20 protein-coding genes are annotated in these 24,538 nt (G+C 60.9%); 9 read left to right on the forward strand and 11 right to left on the reverse strand.

Going from position 1 to position 24,538, the window contains the following annotated elements:
- Nucleotides 1-83 precede the first annotated feature (83 nt).
- The 6 genes from GVL04_RS02065 (at nt 84) to GVL04_RS02090 (ending at nt 7,820) form a co-directional block, all read left to right on the forward strand.
- Nucleotides 84-1,559: a gamma-aminobutyraldehyde dehydrogenase gene (locus tag GVL04_RS02065; RefSeq protein WP_159698770.1), complete on the forward strand. Its 1,476-nt coding sequence runs from the start codon at nt 84-86 to the stop codon at nt 1,557-1,559.
- A gap of 961 nt (nt 1,560-2,520) precedes the next feature.
- Nucleotides 2,521-4,212: an IS21 family transposase gene (gene istA, locus GVL04_RS02070; protein WP_159699095.1), complete on the forward strand. Its 1,692-nt coding sequence runs from the start codon at nt 2,521-2,523 to the stop codon at nt 4,210-4,212.
- A complete protein-coding gene (gene istB / locus GVL04_RS02075; protein ID WP_159698773.1) occupies nt 4,209-5,024 on the forward strand; it encodes an IS21-like element helper ATPase IstB in 816 nt (271 codons plus the stop codon). Before istA ends, istB begins: the two co-directional genes overlap by 4 nt.
- Nucleotides 5,025-5,239: 215 nt before the next feature.
- A complete protein-coding gene (locus tag GVL04_RS02080) occupies nt 5,240-5,944 on the forward strand; it encodes an RNA polymerase sigma factor (RefSeq protein WP_235036125.1) in 705 nt (234 codons plus the stop codon).
- Nucleotides 5,941-6,762: a peptidase M56 family protein gene (locus GVL04_RS02085; protein ID WP_159698776.1), complete on the forward strand. Its 822-nt coding sequence runs from the start codon at nt 5,941-5,943 to the stop codon at nt 6,760-6,762. The genes GVL04_RS02080 and GVL04_RS02085 overlap by 4 nt, the downstream gene beginning before the upstream one ends.
- Before the next feature lie 596 nt (nt 6,763-7,358).
- Nucleotides 7,359-7,820: a hypothetical protein gene (locus GVL04_RS02090; RefSeq protein WP_159698779.1), complete on the forward strand. Its 462-nt coding sequence runs from the start codon at nt 7,359-7,361 to the stop codon at nt 7,818-7,820.
- Nucleotides 7,821-8,813: 993 nt separating this feature from the next.
- On the opposite strand, the gene GVL04_RS02095 is transcribed toward GVL04_RS02090, so the two are convergent.
- On the reverse strand, nt 8,814-9,428 hold the full coding sequence (locus GVL04_RS02095; protein ID WP_235036126.1) for a TetR/AcrR family transcriptional regulator: 615 nt from the start codon (nt 9,426-9,428) through the stop codon (nt 8,814-8,816).
- Between the two features lie 76 nt (nt 9,429-9,504).
- Between GVL04_RS02095 and GVL04_RS02100 the strand changes: the two genes are divergently transcribed.
- Together GVL04_RS02100 and GVL04_RS02105 are read left to right on the forward strand one after the other, a co-directional pair.
- Complete coding sequence (locus GVL04_RS02100) at nt 9,505-10,005, forward strand: cupin domain-containing protein (RefSeq protein WP_159698782.1); 501 nt, start codon at nt 9,505-9,507, stop codon at nt 10,003-10,005.
- A 167-nt stretch (nt 10,006-10,172) separates the two neighbouring features.
- Nucleotides 10,173-10,853 carry an MBL fold metallo-hydrolase gene (locus tag GVL04_RS02105; protein ID WP_159698785.1) on the forward strand — a complete coding sequence of 227 codons (681 nt, stop codon included), beginning with the start codon at nt 10,173-10,175 and terminating at the stop codon, nt 10,851-10,853.
- Between the two features lie 63 nt (nt 10,854-10,916).
- On the opposite strand, the gene GVL04_RS02110 is transcribed toward GVL04_RS02105, so the two are convergent.
- The 9 genes from GVL04_RS02110 to GVL04_RS02150 all read right to left on the reverse strand — a co-directional run bounded on the left by GVL04_RS02110 (nt 10,917) and on the right by GVL04_RS02150 (nt 21,913).
- Complete coding sequence (locus GVL04_RS02110; protein WP_159698788.1) at nt 10,917-11,861, reverse strand: carbohydrate kinase; 945 nt, start codon at nt 11,859-11,861, stop codon at nt 10,917-10,919.
- Between the two features lie 27 nt (nt 11,862-11,888).
- Nucleotides 11,889-13,313, reverse strand: a complete 1,425-nt coding sequence (locus tag GVL04_RS02115; protein WP_159698791.1) for a glycoside hydrolase family 32 protein — start codon at nt 13,311-13,313, stop codon at nt 11,889-11,891.
- 143 nt (nt 13,314-13,456) lie between these two features.
- On the reverse strand, nt 13,457-15,007 hold the full coding sequence (locus tag GVL04_RS02120; RefSeq protein ID WP_159698794.1) for a glycoside hydrolase family 32 protein: 1,551 nt from the start codon (nt 15,005-15,007) through the stop codon (nt 13,457-13,459).
- Nucleotides 15,004-16,098: an ATP-binding cassette domain-containing protein gene (locus tag GVL04_RS02125; protein WP_159698797.1), complete on the reverse strand. Its 1,095-nt coding sequence runs from the start codon at nt 16,096-16,098 to the stop codon at nt 15,004-15,006. Before GVL04_RS02125 ends, GVL04_RS02120 begins: the two co-directional genes overlap by 4 nt.
- Nucleotides 16,095-17,057 (reverse strand): ABC transporter ATP-binding protein, encoded by a 963-nt coding sequence (locus GVL04_RS02130; RefSeq protein ID WP_159698800.1) that lies wholly within the window; start codon nt 17,055-17,057, stop codon nt 16,095-16,097. The genes GVL04_RS02125 and GVL04_RS02130 overlap by 4 nt, the downstream gene beginning before the upstream one ends.
- Complete coding sequence (locus GVL04_RS02135; RefSeq protein WP_159698803.1) at nt 17,054-17,980, reverse strand: ABC transporter permease; 927 nt, start codon at nt 17,978-17,980, stop codon at nt 17,054-17,056. Before GVL04_RS02135 ends, GVL04_RS02130 begins: the two co-directional genes overlap by 4 nt.
- A gap of 10 nt (nt 17,981-17,990) precedes the next feature.
- Nucleotides 17,991-18,968: an ABC transporter permease gene (locus GVL04_RS02140; protein WP_062065415.1), complete on the reverse strand. Its 978-nt coding sequence runs from the start codon at nt 18,966-18,968 to the stop codon at nt 17,991-17,993.
- Between the two features lie 121 nt (nt 18,969-19,089).
- Entirely contained in the window at nt 19,090-20,763 is a 1,674-nt protein-coding gene (locus GVL04_RS02145; RefSeq protein ID WP_159698806.1) for an ABC transporter substrate-binding protein, read from the reverse strand.
- A 79-nt stretch (nt 20,764-20,842) separates the two neighbouring features.
- A complete protein-coding gene (locus tag GVL04_RS02150) occupies nt 20,843-21,913 on the reverse strand; it encodes a LacI family DNA-binding transcriptional regulator (RefSeq protein WP_159698809.1) in 1,071 nt (356 codons plus the stop codon).
- 708 nt (nt 21,914-22,621) lie between these two features.
- Between GVL04_RS02150 and GVL04_RS02155 the strand changes: the two genes are divergently transcribed.
- A complete protein-coding gene (locus tag GVL04_RS02155; protein WP_159698812.1) occupies nt 22,622-22,819 on the forward strand; it encodes a hypothetical protein in 198 nt (65 codons plus the stop codon).
- A gap of 609 nt (nt 22,820-23,428) precedes the next feature.
- Here the strand turns inward: GVL04_RS02155 and menC are convergent.
- Nucleotides 23,429-24,535 (reverse strand): o-succinylbenzoate synthase, encoded by a 1,107-nt coding sequence (gene menC, locus GVL04_RS02160; RefSeq protein WP_159698815.1) that lies wholly within the window; start codon nt 24,533-24,535, stop codon nt 23,429-23,431.
- Between the last annotated feature and the right edge of the window lie 3 nt (nt 24,536-24,538).

Raw genomic sequence — 24,538 nt, forward strand, 5'->3', positions numbered from 1 at the left:
ATTGGGCCGCGAAAACATCCATCTGGAATCAAGTGCACAACCCGCCAACCGCACATCTTAGCGAACGACAGAAAGCAGGAGTTTTGAGCCAGTTCATCAACGGCAAGCTCGTCGAGGGCACCACGGGCGAAACCATAGACGTCATCGACCCATCCAACGGTGAGACCATCACTACCCTCACTCTTGCCGGCAGCAATGACGTGGATCGCGCAGTCCAAGCGGCCAAAGAAGCGTTCCCGGCATGGTCCCGGGCAACGCCGGCCGAACGTTCCGCCGTGTTGACCAAGCTCGCAGCCCTCATGGAAGAACGGGCCGAGGAGTTCGCGCAACTTGAGTCACGCCAGGCTGGAAAACCCATCCGGCTCACCCGAGAATTCGACGTTCCGGGCACGATCGACAACATCGCCTTCTTCGCCGGCGCCGCCCGCAACCTCGAGGGAAAAGCCACCGGAGAATACTCCCCCGACCACACCTCTTCCATCCGCCGCGAAGCGATCGGCGTCATCGGCTCCATCTCACCGTGGAACTACCCTCTACAGATGGCCGCGTGGAAGATCCTGCCCGCAATCGCCGCCGGCAATACGATCGTTCTCAAACCTGCAGAGATCACACCATTGACCTCGCTCTTATTCGCCGAAGTGGCCACCGAAGCGGGACTGCCGGACGGCGTCGTGAACATCCTGACCGGCCGTGGCTCAACCGTTGGCGCCGAACTGCTCCGCCATCCCGACGTTGACATGCTCTCCTTCACGGGCTCCACCGGTGTGGGCCGCACCGTGCTGGAAGCGGCCGCGACCACTGCCAAGCGCGTCCACCTTGAGCTCGGCGGAAAGGCACCGTTCGTTGTATTCGACGACGCCGACCTCGAGGCCGCCATTCACGGCGCAGTGGCCGGGAGCCTGATCAACAGCGGACAGGACTGCACTGCCGCCACCCGAGCGATCGTGCACCGCTCACTGTACGAAAAGTTCATTGACGGCGTCGCGGACCTCTACGCCAAGGTCAAACTCGGACGCACCCAGGACCCCGCCACCGATCTGGGTCCGCTCGTTTCCGAAACCCACCGGGACAAGGTGGCCGGGATGGTGGAACGCGCCCGCGGCTACGCACGCGTCATCGGCGGCGGAATCCCCGACGAGGATCTAACCGCTGGCTCCTACTACCGCCCCACCCTGGTGGCCGACGCGAACCCGGACAGCGAAATCTTCCGCGACGAAATCTTCGGCCCCGTCCTGACGGTTACCCCGTTCGACACCGACGACCAAGCGATCGCCTTGGCCAACGACACCCCCTACGGGCTCGCCGCTTCGGCTTGGACCAAGGACGTCTACCGCGCCCTCCGTGCCACCCGCGAAATCCGCGCGGGCGCCGTCTGGGTCAACGACCACATCCCAATCATCAGCGAAATGCCCCACGGCGGAATGAAGCAGTCCGGTTTCGGAAAGGACATGTCCACCTATTCCCTGGACGAATACACCGTTGTCAAACACGTCATGTACGACCTCACCGGGAACAAGGCCAAGGCCTGGCACCGAACCATTTTCACCCTTGAGGACTAGCAGATTGACGTTGACGGGAGTCCCCGGACGTTTTGAGGCAAGGGCGAATTGGTGACCGGAGACGGCGGGGGTATTGGCTCGGCGATCAGCCGAACATCAACGCGCTCCCTCCTTTCTTCCGCGCCGTGCCAGCACACATGATCGAATCCGGTGGAGGCCCGTGGTGAACACGGCGCCCCGGTGGCGCCCGCCCGGCACTGGGTCACCCGCCTACATCACGAGTGCGGACTACGTCCGCTGAACTCTTCACAGAAAGTTGCCACGCATGAACCTCAGGCCCGTCAAAAATTGGACCATCTTGGTGGGCACGAACGTCGAACTCCGACAGCACGGACGCCCCGTATGCAATGGATACGTTGACGCCGTAACCAGAGACGGCGCTATCCTCTGGCTCCTGACACCCGGCCACGGTCGAAGACTCTTCGAGAAGGCAGAGTTTTTCGAGGCCTGGGCAACCGAGGAACGGTCGGGGTTCCACTACCGGGTCACCTTGGCGGAATCTGCGGCAAGACGACATTTGTGCGGATGCTAAATCTGGTGGACGCTCATGCCGAAGGCGAGTCGGGGGCAGTCCCCAAGGCTCATCAGCAGGTTCTTTGTCCAACTGAGGCCCTTGCTGCTGCACCACTTCCCGTGCTCCACCGAAGAGAATATCCGGGCACAGCTGCTGCTTGGAGCAGTTGCAGTTTGTTCACGCGCCACATGCCCTAAGACTGCACCGAATCTGAGGATTACCGGCGCTGAGGACCGCGGGGCTCCTGGGCATGCGTTGTCCGCCAAGGTCCACGACACGAGTCCCTAGAATCCTCTGGCTCCTGATTATGGCAGTTTGTTTTGGGACCGGGTTTGCAGTTTATTTGGGGCCCACTTCACGGCTCGCCGGTTGATGAATCGCAGTTTCAGCTGAGCCCACCCCACCGTTGGTTCCATCAGAGTGTTTTTCCGACAGTGGAAGGCAGTGATGGAGTTGAGAGTGGAGCTTTTCGCGAGGATCCGCCGGGATTCGAGGGTTCGTGGGATGTCTATCCGTGCCCTGGCCCGTGAGCACAGGGTCTCGAGGAGGACGGTTCGGCAGGCTTTAGCGGCAGCGGTACCGCCCGCGCGGAAGCGTTCCTCTCGTCGGGCACCGAGGCTTGATCCTCTAAAAGGCATCATTGAGTCGATGTTGCTGGACGATTTGGACGCTCCACGGAAACAACGCCATACCGCGCAACGGGTTTTTGACCGTCTGGTTGATGAGCACCAGGCGGTCATTTCGTACTCATCGGTCCGGCAATACGTGAAAGCTCGAAGGGCCGAGCTCGCCGTAGAGTCCGGGACCGCACCGGTTGAAGCGTTCATCCCCCAGGAACACGCCCCGGGCGCTGAGGCCGAGGTCGACTTCGGTGACGTATGGGTGGACTTGGACGGGGTGCGGACCCGATGTTACATGTTCGCTTTCCGGCTTAGTCACTCTGGAAAATCTGTCCATCGCGTATACCCGACCTGCGCGCAGGAGGCCTTCCTGGAGGGGCATATCGAGGCGTTCCAGGTCTTGGGTGGTGTCCCGACTAAACACATCCGCTACGACAACCTCACCTCGGCCGTGACGAAGGTTGTCTATGGTGCCGGGCGTCAGCGGATGGAGAACGAGCGCTGGGTCCTGTTTAAATCGCACTTTGGCTTCGATTCCTTTTACTGCGAACCGGGGATCGCGGGCGCACATGAAAAGGGCGGGATCGAAGGCGAAGTCGGAAGGTTCCGCAGGAATTTCCTGACCCCCGTTCCGGTGGTGAAGACCTTGGCTGAGCTCAACGACCAGCTCAGGGTGTGGGACGAGGAAGAAGACGCCCGGAGGATCGCCCAAAGGCTTCGCACGATTGGGCAGGACTTCGCCGTCGAACAACCTTTGCTATCACCCTTGCCGGCAGAGACCTTTGATCCTGGACTGGTGCTGACTCCGCGAGTCGATCGGTCCGCGCTGATTACTGTGCGGTCGATGAAGTACTCCGTCCCGGCGAGATTCATCAACCGGAGAGTCCGGGTTTCGCTGCAGGCCACACAGGTGAGGATCTTTGATGGCCGGACCTTGGTCGCGACCCACCCACGGACCGTGGGCAGAGGAAGGCAATGCGTCCAACTTGATCACTATCTTGAAGTACTCAGGGTCAAACCCGGAGCCCTTCCGGGCTCCACTGCGTTGGCGCAGGCCCGTGAAGCAGGAGTCTTCACCCCGACCCATGACGCGTTCTGGGCTGCCGCCCGCAAAACCGACGGTGACACCAAAGCCATCATGGAGCTCATCGATGTATTACTCCTGCACAGGGTCATGGACGCTACCGATGTCATTGCCGGGATCGCCGCTGCGCTATCGGTGGGCGCAGTCAGCGCCGACGTCGTCGCCGTCGAGGCTAGGCGCGTAGCCGCCGAACGGAGCGCTCCCGGGTGGGTCCAGCCCGATTGCGATTCCGGCGCGAAAGAAAAAATTGTCGAGCACCGAATTGTCAGTCTCACCCAGCGTCGACTTACCGACCCTGCAGCTGTGATCGCTGGCCTGCCACCAGACACGCGCCCGGCCCCGACGGTTGCCGGGTATGACCAACTACTGGCCAAACGTGCCATCCACGACACCGAACCCGGCGCCGTCACTACATCCAAGGAGCAGATCTCATGAGTCCAACCCCGCCAGTTGTTGTGTCCCAGACCCTGCGGCGACGCCGGGGACTGACCGAACAAGCCGCCGTCGCAGCGGTGGACCAAGCATGCCGGCGTCTTCGGTTGCCCACGATCAGGGCCGTCCTAGACGAAGCACTCCACGTCGCTGGCAAGGAACAGCTCTCCTACCAGGGCTTCCTCGCTGAACTTCTCCTGGCGGAGTGCGACGACCGAGACAGGCGTTCCTCAATCCGAAGGGTCAAATCCGCAGGTTTCCCACGGGATAAATGGCTTGGGGACTTTGATTTTGAAGCTAACACGAACATCAACCCGGCAACGATCCACACCTTGGCCAGCGGAGATTGGTTACGCAAGGGGCAGCCCCTATGCCTTATCGGTGACTCCGGGACCGGCAAATCCCATCTGCTCATCGGGCTCGGCACCGCCGCGGCCGAGAAAGGCTTCCGGGTCAAATACACCCTCGCCACCCGTCTCGTGAACGAACTCGTTGAGGCCGAGAACGACAAAGCCCTGGCTAAAACCATCGCTCGCTATGGCCGCGTCGATCTTCTCTGCATCGACGAACTTGGCTATATGGAACTGGACAAACGAGGCGCCGAACTTCTCTTCCAAGTCCTCACCGAACGCGAGGAAAAGGCATCCGTCGCCATCGCCACGAACGAATCCTTCTCCGGCTGGACGAAAACCTTCACCGACCCACGCCTCTGCGCGGCCATCGTGGACCGGCTCACCTTCAACGGCACCATCATCGAAACTGGAACAGACTCCTACCGCCTCGCCCACACACTAGCCCAACAAGCCGCCGGCTAGACCCAAATCATGCCCGAAAGGCCGAGATCTGGACCGAGTGCAACCTCTCAACAGGCAAGGAGCAGCTGACTGCTACCGCTGCCAGAGGCTTTCCTCAGAGGCCCAGGCGCGCCAGGAGGGTGTCCCGCTTCCAAAAAAGCGGGGCACCCTGACGATGATCTCGCCCAACAAAGAAGTCAGTGTCTCTGTCCGGCTGGAACCGCCCATCCTGACCTATGACAAAGTCCATTGGTGAAGACCTTCTTTTTGAACCCGGAAGAAACGGCCTATACAAATTTTCTTCCGAGAACCTGAAACCTTTTGCGCCTTCGCGGACAATACAGAGTATGGGGGACATCGAAGCTAGAGACGACGGCCTGTGGACACGGAGCCTTGAAGGTGATGGCGCTGCATTTGGAATGCTCTTCGATCGCCATCGTGACAGGGTTTTCCGCCACGCGTATCGAGTCTGCGGTGATCGCACCACGTCAGAAGACGTCATGGCGACAGCCTTTCTGGAGCTTTGGCGCCTTCGGCAGAAGGTAGTTCTGGTCGAGCAGTCCATACTCCCCTGGATCCTGGCTACGACAACCAACATCGCCCGGAACGCCCAGAGAGCGTCATTCAGATACCGTAGGATGCTCGATTCTCTGCCGCATCAGGAAGAGGCGAGTGTCGAAAGTGGAGAGTTGACTTACCTGCAATCCGCACTGGACCGGGACATGGTCGAGGCCCTGCAGAAGCTCAGCACCGCAGACCTTCAACTCTTCACGTTGGTGGCGTTCGAAGGCTATACAGTTGCCGCCGCCGCCGAACTTTTGAAGCTAACGCCTTCGGCCGCAAAGAGCAGAATGCATCGCGCCCGTCAAAAGATGAAGGCCGCTTTGAACCATCAACCGCCGGTTACGGGCCAGCTTGCCATGGAAGGAAAACGATCATGAACGACCTCAAAGTCGATGAAGGATTCAGCCAGGCGCTGCGTGCGGAGCTGATTGCCCGGGTGGAGAAGTCATCGTCTGCACATACCCGAAGGAAACTCCGCGGTTGGCTTGGTGTTGGTGTCTTCGTCGGAGCAGGTTTGCTGGGCGGAGTGGGCGCGACCGCTGCCGGCCTTCTTACTATCCCTGGTGCACCGCAAATTACTCCGCTCGGAACACCAGTGACGAACACTTATACGGGAACAGCCACAATTGAGTTCGGCGATGCACCACCTGAGGCAACGGCTATCCGAGTGAAGGTAACGTGCCTGACCACCGGTTCCTGGGCCTACGAAACTGGCGCGACCAGTACCTGCAAGGCCGCAGACGTTGATGGCCCCACGGGTGTTACCCAATACCAGATCCCGCTCGTCCCGGGAAAAGAGACCATGACCATCCGCACTCAAGCTCAGAGCCAGTGGCAGCTAACGTGGAGCTTCGTGAACGAGCAATCCACCGACTGGGCAACCAACGCTGCGGGGGACACCTACGGCGCACAGAACGACAAGGGACTGGCTCAAATGGTGGCTGTCCAGGCGACAAATGGTGTCTTCGGTTATGTCTACAACACAGAACTCGAAGAGGCGACAGGTGTTGCTGCGATACGCACCTTCAAGACCCGCGAGGAGGCTCTCGCCTGGCAGGAGCAACGCCAAGGCAAGGACGTTTCCATTCCCGTTTACGACTCCGAGGGGAAAAACGTCGTGGGTGAATTTGTTATCCAAGACGGAGGTGGAGAGATCATCGAGCGCGGGACCGGACTTTCCAGTCCAATAGAGTGAAATATTCGAATAAGTAGAAAAACTTTTTCTCAGTAGTTGTTGCCTGGCAGGTGATGTTGCGGTTACGCTGACCACAATCCTCAAGGCCGAGGATTTCTAAACTGCAAATCTCTTGGGGGGATTTTGAAAAAGTTTGTTCGAGGGCTGACATGCGCCCTTTTCGCAGTAACATTGGCGTCCATCCCTATTGCAGCGAATGCAGGTACTGCGTCAGGCCCTGGAAGCTATTATTATGTGGGTGGATTGCAGTATTTTCATGAGCCGGCAATCAGCACGACGCCAGGCTTTGCGACCGCCTTTACTTTTGTGGGGCCAGCTGCAGCCTGTGTGGGGTCGGGTACGGTGGCTGCACAGGGCCGAGTCATTCGGCAGTATCAGCAGAGTGCCGCGGTCCTAGTTTCCGAAAGCCCCACGAAGTATCAAGTAGGCACCATGTGCTCAGGCCAAGTAATGACCGCCAGTGCTAGTTATGCGGGCAATGGGGATTTCTACAGCTACGGTCGGTCATATGCCTACAATCCGGGCACGGGGGCATACGTTAGTGCCATGACAATTCCGGGTTACATTCAGCAAGCTTAGTGGGCAGGGGGAGCCTCATGAAAAAGAAAAACATAAAGAATCGTGTCGCATTTGTGGGAATCGGCACAGTTATTCTCGCCGGACTAGGTTTGGGGGCAGCTATGGCAACGACATCGTCAAGCCCAGACAATCAACCAACAGCAGTGACGCAACAGAAGCCGGTTATCAACGCCCCGGACTACAAAACCAACGCCCGTGGTCAAACGTTCGGTTCCATCAGCGAAATCGATGGGCAGCCAGTGGAACCGGACCTGATCCAGGCATTGGCTACCAATGGCACCGTTGGCTACGTCGACGATGATGCACTCAAGGCAGCGACGGGACACCCGTCTCAATTCAAGTCACCCGAGGAAGCTTTGAGATGGCAAGAAGCCAACGGTAACAAGACCACCGTTATACCTGTGTACGAATCAGACGGGGTCACTCGGGTAGGAGAATTCGTGATTCAGCCATCTGAGGGTGAGGAGATCAAGAAGTAGCCAAGATGTAGTTCATGAACAGAGGCGAGGGACTAACGGGCCCTCGCCTCTGCATCCCTACGCATCCGAACGGGTTGGGTCTACTCGTCTTCCTCCGTCTGGGAACCTCAGCTGGACCCGTCAGATACCCGTCAGATTCTGTTCCAACACTGGAAGCAAACGACCGCGTCAGTTATCCGTGTCCGGAGGTCTTCCGCGGCCACCCCGGTGGTCTCCGATAAGGCTGCGATCCCACGGCTAAGTGGGCTCAAATTAGATTGACATTCCCAGGCTCCTGCCCCGCCGAAACCCATATGCGAACGCCGCAGGCTTGCCTGCGTTTCGGGCGTGGGCCCGAGGTAGAGTGCAGCCACTGGTCCATGTGGCGGGAATTTCGATTGTGGCCGCAGGGCTGTGGGCAGGATCAGCCCAAGGAATGTGCAGCGTCGCGCTGCGCCATGCTGGCGCTCCGGCTTCCGGAGAGGCAATCTTGTCAGGCGCGACTTCCTCGTCGGATTCTCGGTGTTTTTGGACGGAGGCGGGAGTGGGTCCCGGGGAAAACGTGGCCGATCCTGCCAGCCCGGCCGCGAAAAGTGCGGAGACCAGGACCGCGTGCGTGATCCCCTGGCACGGCAGCACTTTCCGGCGCCGGGGTTCCGCCGGATGGACCCCACCCTTTCGATTCCTTCGTCTGCGCGAATAGCCATGGGGTCCGCAGGAAATGATGGCGGTTCCGTAGGGCGGGACGGCGTTACCTATCTGTTGCTTAGTGGGTTTCATCAGAACTTTCGAGATTTCCAAGCCGCTTTGATCGACGCTGTGCCTGCCGCTAGGCCTTGTCCTGTAGAACGCCCGCGCATGGCATCGTGCAGCTAAGGAAATCGGCGAGCTCTCCCATGCTGAGGTGGTCCCAGTAAATCGATCGGATCACCTCCCGTTCTATCCGTAGAAGATCGAGTCGCGCTCGCTGACCTATACCTCTTCATCGCTAAAACTACGCCCAGGAAAAGTGATTCATTCGTAGGCGGCAAGTCCATGGCTGAGGGCGTGGGCCAACAGAGCGCTGGCCGCCCATCGCATCGAGGCGGCAGCCTCTTCTCGACTCAGACCACCAATATCGGTCAGCCACACCAATGACTCGATTCCAATGGCACTCCTGATGGCCAGGACGAGCCGGTGAATCTGGGCCTCCGTCAGTGTCCCTTCAAGGGGTGTGAGGGCTTCGGTGATCCAGGCGATGGCCCGTCCCTGCCGGAGGGGAAGACCGTTGCCATCAGAATCAGTTTGCTCCAGCGAAAGCCTCAGCATGGTGCGTTGCTGGGATTCGGTGTCCACGATGATCCTGATGAATTCCGAGACCACTGCGTCCAACCGCTCCTTCACGCTTTCCGGTTGCGGCACCGGCAACAGTGATGCCCGGCTGGTTTCCGGATGCGCGGCGGCGAGCAGCTCCCGCTGGCCCGGGAAGTACCTATAAGCGGTACTCCTCGCGATCCCGGCGGCCTGCGCGGCGTCGTCAACAGTAGGTGTAATCCCTGATGCGACGAGTGTGCGGGCAGCCTCAACAAGGGCGTCAAACGTGCGCCGCTTCTGCCCCGTCCTTCCGACCTCGACATAGCCTCTTGACATGTCATTTATGGTACAAGAGTCTTGTTATGGGACATATGTCTCACAAGTCTTCCTTTTGACCATTGAGGCGAACACCATGGAGACGAACAAGACCGCATCAGCAATCGTCCGACAGCCAGGAGAAGGTTCCCGACGTTGGTTTTATGGCGGAGGAGTGCACACCTGGAAGGCGACCGAAGACGAAACCGGTGGAGCCTTCCTTCTCTTTGAAGACGAGATGGCTCTCCATAAGGTCACTCCCCTGCACACCCATCCTGACGCCGACGAAACCATGTACGTCCTGACCGGGGAAATCCTGATGCACATGGACGGAACCGAGCATAGGCTCTCCGCGGGTGGCGTGGCGATTGCACCACGCGGCGTTCCCCACGCCTTCAAGGTCCTTCAGGACGGAACCCGAGTCCTGTGTCTCCATACCCCAGGAAGCGCGCAAGCCTTTTACAACGAGGCCAGCGAGCCGCTCGGTCCCGGAATGGATGACGGGGAGGTGGACTTCGATCGCATTCGAGAATCAGGGAGGCTCAATGGCGGTATCCACATCATCGGCCCGCCGCCTTTTTCCGAGCCCGGGATCTGACCGGCGATCGGGTCAAGACCTCGGCCCAATGTGATGTGGGCAGCAATGAAGGCGCCATTGACTCCTGCCCGGAGTACCTGACAGGGCTTCGACAGCTCATCGCCGTGAGACCTCGTTCCCGGCTTTACTGCCTTCCGGAATGGGGCATGCGGTGGCACGATGCCTTCATGACCAACAACGACCCGGGACAACCCCGCACTGCGGCACCTCAGTTCATTCTGGAGCCGATCGTCCAGCAGATCCATCTGCCGGCTGGAGTAGCCGGGGCTTTGGCGTTGGACTTTGACGTTCGATGCTTTCTTGCGGGGGGCGGGTCCGGGCTGGTTCTGATCGACGCAGGGCTTGAAGGCAGCGCAGCGGCGATAGAACAGGCGCTGGGACGCCTCGGAGCGGAATGGGCGGACATCACGGATCTCGTCCTGACCCACTCGCATCCAGACCATGTCGGCGGGTTGGCGGAAGTGGCCTCAAAAGCGCCCGCAGCGGCCATCTGGGCCGGGGGGCCCGACATCCCCACAATCCCATCACATACACTCATCCGCCCGCTCTCGGACGGGGACCATGTCCGCGGAATGCGCACCCTACTGACACCAGGACACACAGCCGGTCATCTCAGTCTGCTCCACGACGACTCAGGCGTCCTGTTCGTCGGGGACACAGTGGGCTCAACGAACGGGGCCATGACACGTGGTCCTTCCCAGTTCACTGCGGATGCCGCCGAAGCCGAACTTTCACTGCTCAAACTCAGCCGGCTGGAACCAACAAGAATGATTTTCTCGCATGGACCCGAGGTCCCCGACCCGGTCGCTCAACTCCGCCGGCTCCTTGACCAATCCGTGCGGGACTGAATCGGGTGGGCGAACGCAACGGCTGAATCCAGCAGTCGTCTCCATGCATCAGGACTATCCGGCTTAGATCACCGCGCCGACGTGCACCACGGCGTTCAGCTCCTCAAGGGTTGGCGGATTTGCTCCCGCGCGCTGCACAGTGATGGCCGCGGCCGCAGCGGCAGTGCGTCCAAGCTGCTCCAGAACGGCCGGGGCGAATCCGTCGCTTGGACTATTAAGCAATCCCAGAATCAGGGCGGACATGAAGGAGTCTCCCGCACCGATGGTGTCAGCAACCTTGGTTTTCACGGCGGGAACGGTGACGTCAAAGCCCGGGGTGCTGAGGTAGGAACCTTCGGGGCCTTTGGTGATGACGGTTAGGCCGGTACCCAGCCCCAGGATGTGAGCGGCCGTCTCGCCAATACTCATACCCGGGTATAGCCACTGCGCATCCTCGTCGCTGAGTTTAACGACGTCGGTGAAGGTCACCAGGTCCTCGAAGACCGCTTTCGCTTCCGCATGGCTGCCAAGCAGGTCCGGGCGGATGTTCGGATCGTAAGTGATCACACAGTGCCGGTGGGCTTGTTCCAGCAGGGACTTCACCGCACCGGCGCCCGGCTCAAGGAAGGTGGCAATGGACCCGGTGTGCAATATTTTCGGGAAGAAGGCCGGGGTCTGGGGCGCCAGATCCCAGAAGATATCGAAGTCGTAATGCGCGGAGCCATCGGCGGCTACCGTTGCTGTGGCAGATGCCGTGCGGACGAGGGATTTTGATCCCGGCAGGACCACTACTCCAGCGCCACTGAGATGCTCTTCTATGCGCCTCCCCCACGCGTCCGGGGCGATGGCTGTCAGGAGGCCTGTGGTGACACCAAGACGTGCGAGTCCGTAGGCGACATTGGCCGGCGACCCGCCAGGGTGTTCCACCTTTCGGCTCCCGGTGGTAACAACGTCGATAAGTGCTTCACCGACCACCATCACATCAAGCTCCGGATGCGGTAGGTCTGAGGCAATGTTGGGGTAATTCATCAGAGGTCTCTTCTTTCCAGGGGCGGGCTACGGCGTGGCCTTGAGCTCACGGATGGTCAGGTTCCGGAACGTGGCCGCTCCTTCATGGGCGTAGAGTCGAATGCCGTCATCGCCTTCAAGCGGGAAGACCCGGTGCGAGTGCACTACACGCCCATCGCCAATGAACACCTCCACGCTGGTGCGGTCCACCAGGATGCGTAGCGTGAGTCTCCCGGTGGAGGGGTCCACCGGGGTTTGGGTTTCGCCGGCAGTGGGGTTGATGGTGGGGCGCCGATTGACGTAGGTAAACGGGCCGCGCAGGAAGGCACCCGCCGCGACATGCCTGCCTCCACCCGGCGCACGGCATACCTCCAGCCCGAGATTGGCCGGCGGCGCCGCCGGGTCCCACACCAGCTCGCAGCTCAAATCGTAGGCGTTCGAGCGGATCGTCAGGTCATGAGTGCCCGCAACCGCCACATCGCCCAGTCGATGTGTGCGCTTCACGTGGTCCGCCAACGCCGAGGTGGGCGCGGACGCGAGGTAATAGGCCCCGTTTCCACGCTTGAGCCGGACATCGCGGACAATCATGTCATCGCCGTTGTAGCCGTCAGTGGCAAGGGTTGGGGTGTTGTGAGGGTAATCCCAGAAGTTTGCCCAACCGATGGCCCGGCGGAGGGTTGGGTCCTCCGCTCCCGACCCATCGTGATGCGGATACGTCACTGCGCCATAAAAATCGAAACCATAGTCCAGCCACTCAGGCTCGGCATGGTCGGGGCTGAATGAACTGCCGTCGAAAGCTCCAGTCCAATACGCATATGTCGCAGGCAGCCCGCGGCCCTTGCCGTTGGCGCTGGTACCCAGGACCCAGTGGGAGGTGCCGTCGTCGGCCGTCATCCTGAAGAGGTCAGGGCACTCCAGCAGACCCAAGTCGCTGCGAAGAAATTCGCCAACGCGCTTCCAGGACCGCAGGTCCGGGGAGGTGTAGAAACCAAGCTTTTGCCCTTCTGCGTTGGCCATGAACCACCGGCCACGGTCCTCGTCCCAGATCACCTTGGGATCGCGGAAATCGTGGACCCCTGGGTTGGGCAGCACCGGCGCCTGGCCGCCGGGCTTGAAAGAGCGCCCCCTGTCCTTGGAGTACCAGAGGTACTGCGCTTGCCGGCCTTCCGGTGCCTGGGTGACCAGGGCTATGATCGCACCCGCCCCGTATCCCGCGGTATTGCCCTCATCAACAACCATGCACCCGGACCAACAGTCACCGTTGCTGTTGCTGAACTTCGGTATCGCGACACCACGGTCCCGGAATGCGACGTGATCGGTGGTGGTGGCACCGCGCCACGATGTACCGCCGCCACCATTGATGTAGTCAGCGTTGTACAGGTAGTAATAGTGGTACTCCCCGTCCAGGTAGATGGGTCGCTGGGGATCGTTCTTCCAATTGTCAGGCACGCTGAAGTGATAGACCGGGCGCATCCGGGATGATCCTTTCGAAGGGCTACCTGCCGCCGAGGCGGGGCCAATGCCACTGGACAACGCCATGGACCCGCCCAGCGCAACCGCACCGGCGCCGGTCAGAAGTCCGCGGCGAGAGACTGATGGTGATTTTTCCACGGGTTTCACTTCCGTTCCGGCAGGAGGCTGCGGGTCTCGTCAAAAACCCTGGCCATGGTCCAAGCATCAAAGGAGAGGAGCCGCACCGAACCTTCCGTGGCGGCCAGCGTCACGCGCTCGCCGCCCAGGGTCGGGTAGATACGAGCCGTGAGCGGCTTTCCGTTGGCGAAAATTTCGACGGCGGACCGGTCCACCAACACGCGAAGGCGAACACGACCATCCGTCATGGGAAGCGGGCCGGACTTGTCCTCCACATCAACGGCAGGGTTGAGGCTGCTGCGGGTGCGATCAAGGCGGAGAGTGCCGGTGGGGGCTCCGTCAGCAGCCCGGCCCAGCACGATCACCGTTTCCTCTGCACCGTCCGCGGACACCAGCACTCCGAGCCGAACTTCTGCTCCGGGCGCCAGTTGCACGTCCAACTCCAGGTCCAGCTGGTTGCCGGACACACCCGTTGTCACGGACGTTCCCGCCCCCACCAACACCTGGGCCGGAACGCTGACGTGATCGCTGCGCAGTTTCGCGATTTCGGGAACCGGTGAAAACGCCAAGGTTCCATCCTTGGCCACGGTGGTGACGCGGGGCAGGCTCATGACGCCTGACCAGCCGGCTTCCACCATGGCGGCATCACTTCGCCCTTCCTGCATCCAACCGAACATGATCCGGCGGCCGGACTCATCCTGGAAAGACTGCGGTGCATAGAAGAAGCGGCCTCCATAGTCCAGCCGATGCAGCGCCTCCGGCTCGAAGGTATCCCCGGCGTAGCGGCCGATCCAGTACAGCGGGTGGCGGGTTTCGCCGTCGTCCCATGCGGAGAAGACCAGCACATCCGGCGAGTTGTCCGCGGGTGCAGAACCCAACGATCCTTGTCCTGCCCGGAACAGGTCAACGCATTCCCACATGGTCCCGGTCCAGTCAGTGTCCGCAGGATCGCCCTGGGAGGCGTCGCCGATAAACAGTGGGCCGAGGTAGTCCCAGGACCGCAGGTCCGAGGACTCATACAAGAACGCCGTGCCTCCGAGGTGTCGAATCCCTGAACCTACGAGTTGACGCCACTTGCCGCCTTCGCGCCATACGCAGTGATCGCGGTATGCCGTGATGTCCACGCCGGCCGGCGGGGCGCCAATGACAGGATTTCCAGGATCCTTGGTCCAATTCAGCAGGTCCGGCGAGCCTACGGCGACGCAGGGCAGTTCCTTGTCCTCAAACCGCCCCGAGTACACCAAGGTGGGCGTACCGTCGTCGTTCACCAGCACCCCCGACCAGCAGCCTTCGGCGTCCGGCCCTGCGGATGGCTCCAAGGCTACGGGCTGGTCCGTCCAGGTGACGAGGTCGGCGCTGGTGGCGTGGCCCCACTGGATGCGGTGGTGGAAAGCACCTTCAGGGTTGTACTGGTAGAACAGGTGGTACGTGCCGTTCCATTGGCTGACCCCGTTGGGATCGTTGAGCCAACCGGCCGGCGAGACGAAGTGGAATCGCGGGCGGAGGGGGTCGGCCTCGGCGCGGGACAGCAATTCGTCCCGCGGAATGGTGGCGAGCGGGTGGGTAATTTCGGTCATGCGGAAGCCTCTTCTTGAGCGTTCGACGCCGGGTGGCCGGATTGGATTGGTTCACTGGCCAAGGCATGGCTGCCGGCAGCAGCCCACGGCCGGTAAAGGTGGCAGCGTACCCAGTGACGGCTTTCGGGGATGCCAACCTGATGGCGCACAGGTTCTTCGGACGAGCATGCCTGGTTCGGATCGCTCTGGAACGCGCAGTGCGTTGAGGCCATGACCGCTTGCCGCAATTCGGCCCTGCGGACCGGATCATACGAGCCTGCGCGGGAAGGGTCCGGGACAGCTGAAACCAGCAGTTGCGTGTACGGGTGCGCAGGATTGGCCAGAAGGTCGAGGGACTCGCCTTCTTCCACCAATTCGCCGGCAAACATAACCGCGGTCCGGTCCGCCAAGTACCGTGCGGACGCGAGGTCGTGAGTGATGTACAGCATGGAGATGCCCTGCTCGTCTCGGAGTTTGCGCATCAGGTTCAGCACGCCGATCCGGACAGAAACGTCCAGCATGGACGTGGGCTCGTCAGCCAGAATGACCTGCGGTTCAACGGCAAGGGCCCGGGCGATCGCAACGCGTTGGCGCTGGCCGCCGGAGAGCTCGTGCGGGTACGAGTTCAGCATGTCAGCCTGCAGGCCAAGGGTGGTCATGAGCTCTTCGAGCCGCTTCTGGGTCTCTTGCTCAGTTCCGCCGCTCCTGCCGTGGATGGCCAACGAGCGCCGCAGGAAATGATCCATCCTGTGGGCCGGGTTCAATGAACCGAAGGGATCCTGGAACACCATCTGCAGTTGGGCTCGAAACGCACGTGACGCTTGGAACCGGTCGCGCTTGAGGACGTCGACGCCGTCAATCAGGATCTCCCCCGAGCTCGGCTTTTCGAGCCGCGCCACACAGCGGGCCAAGGTGCTCTTGCCGGAACCGGACTCCCCCACGAGCGCCACGATTTCGCCCTTGCCGATGGTCAGATCGATCCCGTGCAGGGCGCGGACAGAATCGCGGGAGAACAATCCGCCAATCGGGAAGGTCTTTCCCAACCCGCGAATCTCCAGGGCAGGGGTGTCCGTGTCGGACACGGCCGATGGGGTCATCAGTGAGTGGCTCATCGTGCAGCCCCTTCCAGGTTTGCGGCATCAGTAACCGAGGCGTCGGCACCAAACGGGGCCACAAAATGGCCGGGTGCCACCTCGGCGAGGTCCGGAATGTTCCGGAACTTCACGCCGTCGGGCAGGCCGGTTAGCGGAACACGGGGACCGGTGAGAGGCGGGAAGGCGCCCATCAGCGCCTGGGTGTAAGGGTGGCGAGGGGTGGCGTACACATCCTGGGCCTTCGCGGTCTCCACAATCCGGCCGCCGTACATCACGGCCATGCGGTGCGAGAGTTCCACCATGAGGGACATGTCGTGCGTGATGAAGAGGACGGAGAAACCGAGCTCGCGCTGGAGTTCCTTGATCTGTGCCATGATCTCTTGCTGCACCACGACATCCAGTGCGGTGGTGGGCTCGTCCAGTATCAACAGTGAAGGCTTGAGCGCTACAGCCATGGCTATCACAGCGCGTTGACGCATGCCGCCTGAAAGCTGGTGCGGATAGGACTTGAGCCGTGCCGGGTCGATCCTCACCAGTTCCAGCAGCTCACCGGCACGCCGCATTGATTCCTTGCGGGAGTAGCCGGCGCGTGTGGTGAAGATGTCCACGATCTGTTCGCCGATGGTCAGCACCGGATTGAGCGAGTTCATGGCCGACTGGAACACCATCGCCACGTCCTGCCAGCGGAAGCGCCGCAGCTCCTCCGGGCTCATGGCCAGGACGTCCTTTCCACCGAAGGAAATGCTGCCGCCGGCAATCTTTGCAGGATCCTTCAGGAGCCTCATGATCGAGTTGGCAATGGTTGATTTCCCGCAGCCGGACTCCCCCGCTAGACCGAACACCTCACCGGTGCCAATGCTGAAGGAAACACGATCGACGGCGGTGGTAGAGCGGGTGTCGCCGATGTACTTGACCGTGAGGTCCTTGACGTCCAGGACAGCTTCGTGGGAGCCGAAGGAAACTTGGGAGATGGTCACTTGGCGGCGCTCCTTTCAGTATCTTTCGGGGTTTTGATCTTTCGAAGCCGCGGGTTGGTGACCTCATCCACCGCGTAGTTGATGAGGGCAAGGGCGAAGGCCACCAGTGCGATGCAGACGCCGGAGGGTACGAAGACCCACCAACTGCCGGTCAGCAAGGCGCCTTCATTGCCGGCCCAGAAGAGGTTGTTGCCCCAGGAGACCGTGCTGACATCGCCCAGCCCCAGGAACTCCAAGCCCGCCTGTGCGCCGATTCCGTAAATCACGCAGGCAAGGAGGGTGCCCATGACGATCGAGGCCATGTTGGGCAGGATCTCGCGGAACATGATCCGGCCGGCGCGTTCGCCTGACACAACAGCCGCAGCTACGAAGTCCTTGGAACGGATGGACAACGCTTGTGAGCGCAGGACGCGCGCCGAACCGGCCCAGCCGGTAACCACCAGGACCAGGATTACGGTGCCCAGACCCGGCGGAAGGAACGCGGCCAGGATGACCAGCAATGGCAGGCCGGGCAGGAGCAGGAAAACGTTGGTGACCAGGGACAACGCTTCGTCAATGAATTTGCCGAAGTACGCCGAGGCCAAGCCCACCAGGATACCGATGAAAGTGGAGGCTACGCCCACCGTCAGTCCCACAAACAGGGAACTTCGTGAGCCGTGGACAGTCAGCGCGAGCACGTCCTGTCCTTTGGCGGTGGTGCCCAGCCAGTGCTCAGCCGATGGTTCCAGGGACGCCATGGCGGTAATCCTCGAAGGGTCGCCGGGAAACAGGACAGGTGCCAGTAAAGCCAATGCAATGAAGATGACCATCACGGCCATGCCCGTCAGCGCTTTCTTGTTGCTGATGAGGCCGTGAACGAAGCTGCGGTTGGGCTTACGGACAGCCGGTGCTGGAGTTGGCTGCTTCAGAAGTGCGGTAGTCATGATCAGTCCTCTAGTTGCTGCGCACGCGCGGGTCGAGGCGGACATACAGGATGTCCACCAGGAAGTTGGCAAGCAGAACAGCGGCGGTGATGGTCAGGAACAAGCCCTGCATGAGCGGATAGTCGAGGCCTTGCACAGCGTTGAGGAGCTGGTAGCCGACGCCGGGGTAGGCGAACACCACCTCTGTGAGCAGGGCACCGCCCACCACGAATCCCAGTCCCATACCGAAGCTGGTCACCGACGGGAGCATGGCGTTGCGTGCTGCGTAGCGGAGCATGATCCGGCCCGGGCGGAGTCCCTTGGCTTCGGCCATGGTGATGTAGTCCTCGGAGTTGGTGGCGATCATGGTGTTCCGCATGCCGAGCATCCAGCCGCCGATCGAGACCAGCACGATCGTCAGCGCCGGCAGCACAAGGTGCGCACCGACGTCGCCGATGAACTCCCAGGTGAACGCCGGCTCCAAACCGTCCGTGAACGCGTGCCGGATGGGGAACCAACCGAGCACTACGCCGAACAGGTACAGCGCACCCATCGCAAGCCAGAAGTAAGGGAACGAGCCGATGAAAACCAGCACCGGTGGGAGCGCGGAGTCGATCGCGCCGCCGCGGCGCCAAGCGGCCAGGATGCCCAGCAGGTTACCGACGACGGCGGCAATCACCAGTGCGGTTCCGCCCAGCAGGAGTGTCCAACCGATTTGGGACGAGATTACCTCGGTGACCGGGGTTGGGAAACGGGAAATGGAAACGCCCATCTGCCCGGTGAAAACGTTGTGCATATAGTCGATGTACTGCTCCCAAATGGGCCGATCATCAACACCCAGCAGCTTGCGCAGGGCCTCGATCTGTTCGGGCTGCATTCGGTCCTGGGAGCGGGCAAACATGCGGGACACGGGGTCTCCCGGCATGAATCGCGGGAGCAGGAAATTCAGGGTGATGGACGCCCAGAAGGCGATCAGATAGAAACCCAGGCGGCGCAGGATGAAGCGCACGGTTCCCTCCATTCGGGAATTGCGGAAAGTTTGGAGCACGCCCGGCGGTTAGCCGTATCAGCGGCGGAGCCGCCGGGCGTGCGGTGTGAGGCCTGGAGGGCCTAAGTCCGAGGAAGCGGGACTACTTGCGCGGTTCCAGCGTGGTCAGAACCAGCACCGTCGTAGGTGACCGGACCGAGAGAGTGGCGTAAGGGTTTGCCTCGGTGGGCCAGCCAGTGAAGCGGGTGTCGTTGAAGGCACCCCACTCAGGGCCGGAGAACAGCGGCACCAGCGGTGCGACGTCGTTGTACTCTTCCTGCAGCTTGTTGGCGATGTCCTTTTGCTTGGATTCGTCGGCCTCTGCGGCGAAGTCGGCCAGCAAGGCATCGGCCTTCGTGTCGCCGAAGCGGTGGTAGTTATCAAACGTCTTGGTGCCTACCGGCTTCACAGTGGCGGTACCCATGGAAGTGTTGAAGTACTTGTAAGGGCTGGGATCGTTGGCGCTCCAGACGATCCCGGAGTCGAAGTCGCCGGTCTCATAGCCGGCCACCACTGCGGCCCAATCCGGGGACTCCACCTTGGCAGTGACGCCCACCTCCGCCAGGTTCTGCGCGATCACGTTGGCCACGGACAGCCAATCGGAAGAAGTTGCGCCCACGGAGATCTTGAACTCGAAGGGCTTCCCGTCCTTGAACGTGCGCTTCCCGTCAGCTCCCTTGGGATAGCCCGCCTTGTCCAGCAGCTCATTGGCCTTCTGAACGTCGTGGTTGGTCCACGTGCAGTTGTCCTTGACCGCGGCGTTCTTCCAGGTCTCATAGTTCCCGGAGAGCCCGGTGCAGTCCGCCGGCTTGGCGTAGCCGCTCATACCGATCTTGGTGACCTGATCGCGGTCCACGGCCATGCTCAGTGCCTTGCGGACGCCAACATCGTTGAACGGCGCTTTGGTGGTGTTGAGTTGCCAGTTGATCATGGCACCAGTGGCAGGGAACCAATACTGACGGTGTTCCTTGTCCTTGGAAACGAACGTCTTCTCTATGTTGGGAATGTACTGGGGAGCCCAGTCCACGTCCCCGTTCGCGGCGGCGAGGTTGGCGCCGTCGTTTCCTGCGAAAGCGAGCAACTTGATGCCGGCGATCTTCTGCTTCCCAGGCTGCCAGTAGTTGGGATTCTTCTTCAGCACGAAGGACTGGGCCTGGAAAGTATCCACTTCCGTGTAGGGTCCGGTACCCACCGGCTTGGCGTTCGCGTCCTTTTCCGGGTCCGGCAACGCGGACCAGATGTGCTTGGGCAGGATGCTGAGTTGGCCGACGTCGTAGAGGGCTGGCGACCACGGTTTGTTGAAGTTGAAGGTGACTTTGTTGCCCTCGGCGGTGACGGTGTCCAGATACTCAAAGCCGCCCTTGATCTTCTTCTGGAGTTCGAACGTGTAGGCAACATCCTCAGCCACGAAGGGCTGACCGTCGGACCACTTCACGCCGTCACGAAGCGTGAAGGTGACCGATTTGCCGTCCTCTGCTGCCTTCCACTCGGTAGCGAGCCACGGCACCGTGTCGCCCTTTGCAGGGTTGAAGATCAGGAGGGATTCGTAGATGGACTGCTGAACCATCGGGTTCACCGTGGGTGCGAACGGGTTGAAGTTCTGCACGAAGGTGCCCATGTCCTCACGCGGGATAGTGAGGAACGCGCTGGCGTTCGCTCCGGCGTCGGAGGTGCTGGTTTTGGTGACATTTGCCGTGCAGCCGGTGAGCAGCATCGCGCCCACTGCTAGGCTTGCCGCCGTCATCCGGGCAGCCCGGAAGTATCGGGGTTGTGTCATGATGGTTATCTCTTTCCTATCTTCATCGTCCAAGGTGAAGGGGTGGGTAAGGGTTTGCTCTTCGACGTTGATTTCGCGGTCAGACCGAAGAGCGTTCTAGCAGCGGACAGTCGACCAATTGCTGGTCGGCAAGGATCGGCTGTCCTGCTGTAAGAGCGGCGAGCGTTTGGACGCCCAGGGCGCCCATTTTTTCGAAGGGCAACGCAACCGTGGTCAATTTCGGCCGGAGGTAGGCCGCAATGAGCTCCTGGTTGTCGAAGCCGATCACGGCGATGTCCCCGGGGATGGTCAGGCCCCGTTCTTTGATGGCGTCATAGGCGCCCATCGCCATACGGTCGTTGAGGCAGAACAGCGCAGTTGGCCTGTCGCTTTCCGGGTAGCGGTCCAAGATCCGGCATGCGGCGTCGTAGCCCCCGTCAGCCGTTGCATATCCGGACACCACCAGTTCCGGATCCAGCTCCAGTCCGGCGTCGGCGAGTGCTTCGCGGGCACCCTGCAAACGTCCAACTGCGGCGGGAATGACCGGGTCAAGGTTGATGACTCCAATCCGGGTGTGGCCGGCTTGGAGCAGACGCTCGACGGCGACCCGGCCACCTGCTCGCTCGTCAGGGACGATCGAGGGCAACTTTCCGTCAGCGTCGAAGCAGTTGATCAAGACCGTGGGTACTTCATTGGCGCTATCCGGAACGTGGACGCCCCGGTGAAAGGTAGCTGCGTAGAGAAGTCCTTCCACACGTTGTTCCAACAGCTTTTCTGTCGCAGCATCTTCCAGGCCCTGGTTGGGTCCCACTGCATCGGCCTGGTCGGAGGGCGCGATGAGCAGGAATCGGCGGTCAAGCCAGGCTTGGTCTTGGGCTCCTTTGATGATGTCGACGGCGAACGGCGCCGTGACGATCTCCGTCACGATCCCGTACCAATCACTGCGTCGGGATGCCAGCGCACGGGCGCCGGCATTGGGGCGGTAGCCCAATTCCTGCACGGCGTCATTAATCCGAGTGCGGGTTTCCTCGGAAATACTTGCGTTTTCACGGTTACTCAAAACGAACGAGACTGCAGTCCGGGAGACACCGGCGCGCTTGGCGACGTCCTTCATGGTGATTCCCCGCTGCCGTATAGGTACGGCCTCGCCAGGGGTGGTGCTTTTCGCCATCGAATGCTCCGGGTCTTCTTTGCTGATCTGAGGGTGTGCCAGACTCTCGTAGTCTGGCGTGTTCGGCGAGGAACGCTGGATTGGTAACGCGCGTTACTTGCTGGACATGTGACTTAGGTTACCCGCGTTACTTCGAGTCTGTCAACAGGGCCGTTGGAGCTTGGAACCGCACTGGTAGCTGGGTGCTTTCGGCGGGTTCGTCGTTAGTGCTCTGGCACTTCAAGGTCCGCCGTGCCCCAGGTGGGACTCGAACCGGATTCCGGGCCTGGGAAACACTGGAAAGGGGCGGAAACATGCGGAATCCTGGGCTAGTTCGATGCGAGTCTGAGGCAATCCGAGGCAAACCGTGTGGACGACGTCGGCACTTCTTTTCTTACCGTCCAAACCGAACCGGCCAACATCGTGGGCACGCCACGTGATCCCGGAATGCCTGATCTGCACCCGCCGGCGACCTCGCCGGAACTACAGGCGGCGGCCGGTGAGCGGAGCTCTGCGACGGCCGCACTGGACCCACTTGCCGGTCGCGAAGCGGACGCCCAACAGGTCCGAGCACTGCGAGCATGCACTGCGTCCTCAGGCCTTGGTGGAAAGCAATACGGGGGATCCTCGTTGGCAATAGACAGTGCCGTCGGAGTATCCCGTAATGGCCCAGGTATCTGGGCCATTCGGCGAGGGGAATCTATAGTTGTTTCATAAAAGGGGGGGACCATGGAGTTGCTAGGTGTAGTCATTGCGGCAGGATTGTTGATCGTTGCCTCGATCGCGCTTTATCTGTTGAAGGGGACGAAGCAGCGGCCGGTCGATTCGGATCCGGAGTCGGAACGTGCACTCCGGGATTTCCGCCGTGGAAAGACCCTCGGTCACTCCCACTACGTCGGGCTGGACAGCACGGGCCACTGGAGGTAGCCGGGTATAAACGGGAAACTGACCGAAAGAGCCGGCACTCGAGATTGGGCCGGCTCTTTAATGTTCCTCGGCGATGGAACTTCTGAGGTGCAGCGTCATTGCTGAAGTGATTTAGACGCTACGGGATTCCTGATCCCTGGAGAGGTTGACGGGCCCGGTGTCGTGTTCAGTCGGGGTGGAGAACACCGGAACTGAGGACCACTCCCCTGCACACCACCGCCAGCGAGACCACCGTAGACCGGCACAATGACTTGATAGTCACCATCATGTTGTCGTGAACATGACTACCAATGAATTCCGGTGAGCAAGAAATCCGAAGGCTGCTCGCCCATCAAATAGCAGACTTAGGTGTGGACAATACCCACACTCCCTTTGGCCTGACAAAGCATCCACCTGCCATGTCGCCTCAGCTTCGAAAGGAGCCGAAACCAGAATCTTTGACTCAGGTTCTCGAAGTCATGTTGCACCCAGTCCCCCTACCTGTGAACGTCGGCTCGGTCACTGATCGTGAGGGCGCCCAGGTCGCTGGTCGCCTTTTGAGCGGCCAGCGACCAGTACCAGCAGTGTGTCTCCCACATCGCTGAGCATGCGGGCGAGACTGGTCTGGGGCTATGCCCCGATGTTTACCGCTGTCAGGGTGAACTCTTTAAGTCGATCCTCCAGGGGGGTTACGCCCAGACCCGGGCCATTCGGCACGGTTAGGCCGCCATTCTCGAGTATGAAGGGCTCAGTCACATCTTCGACGTAGAAGCGATCTGAAGCGGATACATCACCGGGAAGCGTAAAGCCGGGCAGAGCTGCAAGAGCCACGTTGGCCGCTCGACCCAGACCGGTTTCGAGCATGCCACCGCACCACACCGGGACGCCAAGGGCAACGCACACGTCGTGGATGCGCCGCGCCTCAAGGTATCCGCCCACCCGTCCCGGCTTGATGTTGACGATCTCGCATGCACCGAGTTTGATGGCTGCCGCCGCTGTGCTGGCGGACACGATTGATTCGTCCAGGCATATAGGTGTCCGGATCTTTCGGGCCAGCTCGGCGTGCCCGACCACATCTTCTTCGTCGAGCGGCTGTTCGATCAGCAACAAATCGAAGGCGTCCAGCTTTGCCAGATGGTGAGCGTCACGCAGCGTGTAGGCCGTGTTTGCATCCACTTGAAGCAAGATGTCATCTCCGAACTTCTCTCGAACAGCACGGACGGGTGCGGTGTCCCAGCCTGGTTCGATTTTGAGTTTGATTCGCGCGTAGCCGTCACTCAGGTACTTGCCTACGACTTCAAGCAGTTCCGGGATCGAATCCATGATGCCAATTGAAACGCCGCTCGGGACGTGCGTGCGGAGTGCGCCGAGACTACTCGCGAAAGAGATGTTCCGGTTCCGGAGCTCGGCGTCCATAACGGCCATTTCCAGCGCTGCTTTGGCCATGCGGTGGCCCTTGTATTTGTGCAGCCTGGGTCCGACGGCGTTGGCAGTCACGTCCCCCATGGCAAGGAGGTCCGGGATGAGGAATCGTCGCAGGGCGTCCTCGACACCGTCGACGTATTCAGATGAGTACAGCGGATCGGACATGGCGACGCATTCGCCCCAACCATCCGCACCGGGGGTTCGCACGCGCAGGAGCAGCATCTCTCTCTCGTGCTGGGTTCCGAACGACGTGCGAAACGGTGCCACCAAGGGCATCTTGATACGCCGGATTTCTATGGCCTCGATTTTCATGAA

Origin of the sequence: Arthrobacter sp. 18067 (assembly GCF_902706295.1) — a bacterium.
GTDB lineage: Bacteria > Actinomycetota > Actinomycetes > Actinomycetales > Micrococcaceae > Arthrobacter.